5 protein-coding genes are annotated in these 6,531 nt (G+C 50.9%); 3 read left to right on the top strand and 2 right to left on the bottom strand.

Annotated features, from left to right (window positions below):
• Window positions 1–108 precede the first annotated feature (108 nt).
• Complete coding sequence (locus ACTIDN_RS10880; protein ID WP_441377062.1) at window positions 109–1,518, top strand: FAD-binding oxidoreductase; 1,410 nt, start codon at window positions 109–111, stop codon at window positions 1,516–1,518.
• 6 nt (window positions 1,519–1,524) lie between these two features.
• Here the strand turns inward: ACTIDN_RS10880 and grxB are convergent, their stop codons facing one another.
• Window positions 1,525–2,169, bottom strand: coding sequence for a glutaredoxin 2 (gene grxB / locus ACTIDN_RS10875; protein WP_441377061.1), 645 nt, complete (start codon window positions 2,167–2,169; stop codon window positions 1,525–1,527).
• Between the two features lie 163 nt (window positions 2,170–2,332).
• On the opposite strand from grxB, the gene ACTIDN_RS10870 reads away from it, so the two are divergent.
• Together ACTIDN_RS10870 and acpA are read left to right on the top strand one after the other, a co-directional pair.
• Complete coding sequence (locus ACTIDN_RS10870; protein WP_441377063.1) at window positions 2,333–3,274, top strand: PfkB family carbohydrate kinase; 942 nt, start codon at window positions 2,333–2,335, stop codon at window positions 3,272–3,274.
• A 419-nt stretch (window positions 3,275–3,693) separates the two neighbouring features.
• Entirely contained in the window at window positions 3,694–5,217 is a 1,524-nt protein-coding gene (gene acpA / locus ACTIDN_RS10865; RefSeq protein WP_441377060.1) for an acid phosphatase, read from the top strand.
• A 42-nt stretch (window positions 5,218–5,259) separates the two neighbouring features.
• Here the strand turns inward: acpA and ACTIDN_RS10860 are convergent, their stop codons facing one another.
• Window positions 5,260–6,483: a cytochrome-c peroxidase gene (locus ACTIDN_RS10860; protein WP_441377059.1), complete on the bottom strand. Its 1,224-nt coding sequence runs from the start codon at window positions 6,481–6,483 to the stop codon at window positions 5,260–5,262.
• Between the last annotated feature and the right edge of the window lie 48 nt (window positions 6,484–6,531).

The raw sequence follows: 6,531 nt of genomic DNA, 5'->3' as shown, positions 1-6,531 counted from the left end.
ACTTTTTCATAATCTAACCCGATGTACAACCCTTCTGTGAGATTTCCGCGTCGACTGAACGCACTACTTCTCGATAGACTACCGTTTTCTGCTGTCTTGGGTTGCCCTATGTCCGTTTTCACAAACAAAGCCTCTTCCATTATTTCTCAGTTGCGGGAGCGTTTGGGAGCAGACAAGGTCTCGACGAATACATCCGTCTGTGACGTGCATAGTCATGGCGAAGCTTACCACGGCGCCAATATGCCTGAAGCCGTCATTTTTGCTGAGTCCACTCAAGACGTGTCGGCCGTTTTAAAACTATGCCACGCACACCGGGTCCCCGTTGTGGCCTTTGGCGCAGGAACCTCTGTTGAGGGGCATGTAACGCCTCCGGCGCACAGCATCAGTCTGGATCTATCCCGGATGGTGGACATCCTTGAAGTTAATAGCCCCGACCTGGATTGCAGGGTGCAGGCTGGCATAACACGCCAGGCGTTAAATGCTTTCCTGCGGGACACCGGGCTGTTTTTCCCAGTGGACCCAGGCGGAGAAGCAACGCTAGGCGGTATGTGCGCCACACGGGCGTCGGGCACTGCGGCTGTACGTTATGGCACCATGAAAGAAAACGTACTTGGCCTGACCGTTGTGATGGCTAATGGTGAGGTGATCCAGACAGGGGGCCGCGTAAGAAAGTCGTCCACCGGGTATGATCTGACATCCCTGTTTATTGGGTCTGAGGGCACATTAGGGATTATAACTGAAATTCAACTCAGGCTTCACGGTGTGCCGGAGCAGATTTCAGCCGCAGTCTGCCAGTTTGACAGGCTTGATGACGCTGTGACAACGGCCACAGAAATTATACAGATGGGCATCCCCATTGCCCGGGTAGAGCTGCTGGATAATGTGCAGATGGAAGCGTGTATTGCGTTTTCCAGCCTGACAGAGTTTCAACCACTGACAACGCTGTTTTTTGAGTTTGCAGGTGCACCTGCCGCTGTCAGCGAACAAATAGCCCTGACAGAGTCTATTGCCCTCGACAATAATGGCCGCAGTTTCTGTTGGGCAGATACTCAGGATGAAAGAAACCGCCTATGGAAGGCACGCCATAACGCTTATTGGGCAATAAAAGCCAAGAGTACCGGCAAGCAAGTTATTTCTACAGATTGTATTGTACCGATCTCGCTTTTAACGGCTTTGATTACCGGAGTACGGCAGGACATTGAACAGTCTGGCCTATATGCGGCCATTCTTGGCCATGTAGGTGACGGCAATTTTCACACACTGATTGTGACAGACGATACGCCAGAAGGCTACCAACAGGCTCTAGACCTAGACCGTAAGATTGTTGCGCGTGCCTTGGCACTGGGTGGGTCCTGCAGTGGCGAGCACGGCGTAGGCTTGGGTAAGCTTGAGTTTTTGGAAACAGAGCATGGTTCCGGGGCTTTGAGTGTCATGCGTGCCGTAAAAGCAGCGTTTGACCCCTATAATATTCTGAACCCCGGAAAACTCCTGCCCTCTGGACCTGTCTTTGAGGGTTAAGCAGCCTTAAACAGCCAGTTCATCCAGCAATGGAATACCAGCTTTGGCAGACATAGCTTTGCGATAGGCCTCTACCTCATCAGGGTAAACAAGCCCACGAATGAGGGAAAGGCTATGCAGATGGGCAAACAGATGAATGTCATCCGTTGAAAGTGTGCCATTGACCGCCGACTTGTCTTGAATGAGCGGAGCAAGTTCAGACAGCAATGTATTGAGACCAGCCAAAGCCTGCGGGCCTTCATTCAATATGTCTGAAAACAGACCGGTAGATTTCTCTTTGTTCCGAATAAAGTAAGCCCGGCCAGACGTAGTGGAAAACTCCGGAAAAGGTGCACAAGCGGCTCTTGGTAAAAACTGCCGATAGAGCGGCCCGCTCGCGCGCTGCATCCAGTCTGAAAGTTCAGGCCGTGTTGGCCCCTTGAGAACGGGTGTGCCTGCTTGCTCAATATGAGCAATAATATCCATGCTTTCACCCATGTAGTGCCCATTATACTCAAGAATAGGCAGCATTTTACGGCCGATCATTGCTTTGGGCGTCGCTTCATCATCATTTTGCAACATAATCAGCTCAAAAGGCAGGTCATGCAGGCCAAAGATCATGCGTGCCTTGATGCAAAATGGACAATGGTCATAGACGTAAAGTTTATACATTTTTTTCTCCGTGCTCAGGATATCTGCCTATCATAATCAGGAAGTAAAAAAACAGGTCGGCCTGTTCACTCCCATTAAACAACGCTCTATAAGCACCGTGTTTCCGACATGTGAGAATGCCATGTGGCACCCTCTCCTTGCTTTGTCTCTTGATGGTGTACTCATGGCCGATCAGTCCCCCCTCATTCTTTCCTTTGGTAGCGTCAACATAGACCTGACAGTAGGTGTGGAAACCCTGCCCAAAGCAGGCGAGACCCAACACGCAGGCAGCTACACTGTAGGGCTAGGGGGTAAAGGGGCTAACCAAGCAGCAGCAGCGGCCAGACTATGCCATAACCACTCAATAAAGGTCGCGCTGGCTGGGCGCACCGGCCCGGATAACTTTGCCACGTTAGCGCGTGAGACATTGACTACGTTTGGCGTGGAGTGCTCTCCGCTACTCGAAGACCCGGACCACGCAACCGGAATCGCGCTCATTCACGTCGATAAACAGGGCGAAAATTGCATTACTGTTGTGGGAGGGGCTAATCAGGCCGTCTCTGAAACAGATATTATTGCGGCCACTCCTCTCCTTAACGCAGCCCAAGTTCTACTCTTACAACTTGAATGCCCTCTGCATGCCGTAACAGCCGCGGCCCAAGCGGCACATGCTGGTGGCGCTGTCGTTATTCTGGACCCTGCTCCAGCACCCAATGAGGACCTGCCCAAGCTACTTTGGCAGAATACCGACATTGTGACACCCAACGAGACAGAAACGGAGCGCCTGACCGGAATTCGACCGGAAACGCCAGATGGCGCCGCACAGGCAGCCCGTATTCTACGCGGCAAAGGTGCGAAAGCCGCAATCATAAAGATGGGTGGACGCGGCACCTATTGGCAGGACGCCACAGGAGAAGGCTTTATCCCCCCTTTTCCAGTAACTCCCATTGATACGGTAGCAGCCGGCGATTGTTTCAATGCTGGTCTGGCCGTTGCCCTAACTTTACAAAATTCGTTAGGTGATGCTGTCAGATTTGCTTCCGCATGTGGAGCACTTGCGACAACCCGTAAAGGCGCAGCTGACGCTGCACCAACATGGAACGATGTACAAAACCTGCTTATTTAAGAGCAATCTTTAATAAAAAGGTAAATGACATACTGACTGTTGTTGCTGTGGCTTAACTAGCCTGAATGTTCGTTACAAAACCACATCACTCAAGCTCAATCCCGGCTATTTTGCAGGCACAAAAACCTCCATGCGGTACGGGTTGAAAAGCGTAGAAAACCTGACTTTCAATGGTGATGTGATTTTTTATGAAAATGGCACCCATAGCCATTAGTGTGGTAAAACTCACATTCAGGCCTCTGTTTAATTTTTCGTAGAAAATTGAAGTTTAGCCGTAGGTATGAGACTGTAAGCTTTGTTTAACCACAACAGCACTCGAGTGACATATGCGGCTTCCATTGTCTGCGATTTTCTTATCCAATTCTGCACGCAGTGCCCGACAGCGCATGCGCTCATTTTTTGCTCTAACAAGTGTCAGCATGCTTGCGTTAAGCGGAGTTCAAAGTCAGGCCGCATCGGCAGCCAATACGCCGGAACCAGACCTTTCCGCCATTCAGACTGTTGTGGTTATTTTTGCTGAAAACCGTTCTTTTGATAATCTGTATCGCGGCTTTCCGGGCGCTGAAACCTCGGCGTCACTCCCCCCTGAGGCTGCCCTGCAAAAAGACCGAGACGGCTCCATTCTGCCTGTACTGCCCCCCGTGTGGGGTGGTTTGACAGGGCGTGGCGCTAGCAACCCCATCACACAGGCCATGAGCGAACATTTGCCCAACGCGCCTTTTGAGGTTGATGACGCAAAAGGATTTCATGTCCCTCTCAACACCCTAACGCATGATCTGTGGCACCGTTTTTATCAAAACCAGATGCAAATTAATGGCGGTAAAAACGACATGTTCGTCGCGTGGGCAGATTCTGGTGCCATGCCAATGGGCTACTGGGATGGTAGCCACATGCAGATGTGGAAAATCGCTCAACAATATACTTTAGCAGACCATTTTTTCATGGGTGGTTTTGGCGGGTCGTTTTTTAACCATCAATGGCTGGCCTGTGCTTGTGCTCCTTATTATCCAGATGCTGATAAAAGCCCGGCCAAGCCATCCATCGCGGTTACCACCGCTGACGGCACAGCTCTTGCCCTTGCCCAGAACTCTCCTAAATCTGCCTTGAGTGGTGTCCCGAAATTTGTACGGGACGGTAATCTGACACCAGATTTTTATGCTGTGAACACCATGCAGCCCCCGTACCAGCCCAGCGGGAATGCTCCGGCTGTGGGGCAGGACGCACGCTATGCAGACCCTGCCCGTGCGACCACTCTCCCCCCACAGACCAGCCCTACAATTGGGGACCGTTTGAGTGAAAAAGAGGTGAGCTGGGCGTGGTTCTCCGGTGCTTGGCAGCATGTGCTAGACCACGGCAACAGTGACCCTGTGCCGGACTTTCAGTATCATCATCAACCTTATAACTATTTCATTAATTATGCGCCCGGTACGGCAGCCCGCGCACAGCATTTGCAAGATGGCGGCTTAAACGGCGCACGGTTTCTCAAAATTATTGATGACGGCAAATTGCCTCAGGTTTCGTTCTACAAACCTCAAGGTAACCTGAACGAGCATTCTGGTTATGCCGATATTGAAAGTGGCGATGCACACATAGCCTCTCTTATCCACCACTTGGAAAAAAGTCCGCAATGGCCGCATATGCTGGTTATTGTAACCTATGATGAAAATGGTGGCCTTTGGGACCACATGGCTCCTCCCAAAGCAGACCGTTGGGGGCCGGGCACACGTATTCCCGCCATTATTGTCTCACCATACGCCCGGCGGCATTATGTGGACAAAACGGTACAGGACACATCGTCCATCCTCAAATTTTTGACTGAGCGTTTCATGTTGCGCCCGCTGGAAGGTGTACAGACACGAGACAAAGGTATTATGGCCAGCACCGGCCAACCCTTGGGTGACCTGACATCTGCCCTCCAGTTACCGGCTGCCAGCACCAACTGAAAGATGCATTGAGGGGTAAGATGATACCCCTCACCGTCTGAGTTAGTGGTGTGGCGGGATATAACCGTCCGTCAATGTCTGTAAAAATGCAACTATTGCCTCTATCTCCTTTTCTGAAAGCGCTGGTTTTTTATCCATGCGCTCTCCAAAAGGCGGGTCTTTATTGATATTGGCTTGGTACTGCGTTGGCAGATCATTATAACGCATCACCTTGCCGTGCGTGTCCGTAGGGTACACACGCTCTGGGTGGGTATCACGCAATACATAAAACGCCACAGCATCATGGAGCGTTTTATAAAAGCCATTATGGAAAAATACTTTGCGTGTCGCCACATTGCGCAAAGTTGGCGTCCGAAATAAGCCACAATACTCAGGCCGTTCCTGAAGGTCCTTACGGTCAGGACCACACAACCCGAGATCATAAGAACTGGCAGAATGTGTTTCCTCCAGTTCCTTATTGCGTGGCACGGCAAGAGCAATCATGCCGTAATCCGTAAACTGTGGCGGCGTGCCATCGTGACCCGGTTGACTAATATGGCATGAGGCACAATTGCCTTTAGCGGGGTCCTCAAACAGCTTTAGACCAAGTTGCTCCTCCGGGCTTAGAGCAACTTTGCCTGCCAGAAAGGCATCATACTTACTGGTATAGGGGTAAAAAACCTTCCAGCTTTGCTGATACGTTTCAAGTGCTTTTGTTAGCACTACAAACAGGGACGTTGTTTGCAAAAAGGGCTCAAGAGCCCGTAATTTCTGCTCGTATCCAGCCTTGATGGCTTTTGCCACCACCTCTGCCTGCGTTTTATTCCCCATCTCGAAAGGAGCCAGTAGCGGGATCGCAGCCTGCTCGGCCAATGTATTGGCCCGACCATCCCACGTTAATCCTCCAGTCGGCCCATTATCAATGCTTTCATCGGCTTCATCTTCAGAGTCAAAAAAATGCTCTGTAAACTGCGGTACCGCCTGCAAATATTTTAGAGAAGGCGTAGCTCTGTGCCCGGTAGCCTGTAAGGTGGGACCACCTTTTTGTACGGCAAGCCCATTGGCAGGCGCAAAAGCATGCCCTTCATCATGACAACTGGCACAGGACAACTTTCCAGAGGCAGACAGTGAAGGGTCATGAAATAATTTATCACCAAGAGCTGAAAGCGCCTCAACCTGCCTGAAAACCTCTGCCCGGCTCATCCCTTCCTCCGCTCTTACGGAGAAAGGGCATATAAGCATGAGACTGCCCAGAAGAAGTGCCTTGAGCGTGTATGATCGTATCATGACCTTAATTCTTCTTGTGCTTGCCCTCTTTTACCCTATGCAGCACCC

The sequence above is a fragment of the Acetobacter sp. genome (genome assembly GCF_052102375.1).
GTDB lineage: Bacteria > Pseudomonadota > Alphaproteobacteria > Acetobacterales > Acetobacteraceae > Acetobacter.
Note: the sequence above shows the minus strand (reverse complement) of the source record. Positions and strands in the feature narration are given on the sequence as shown.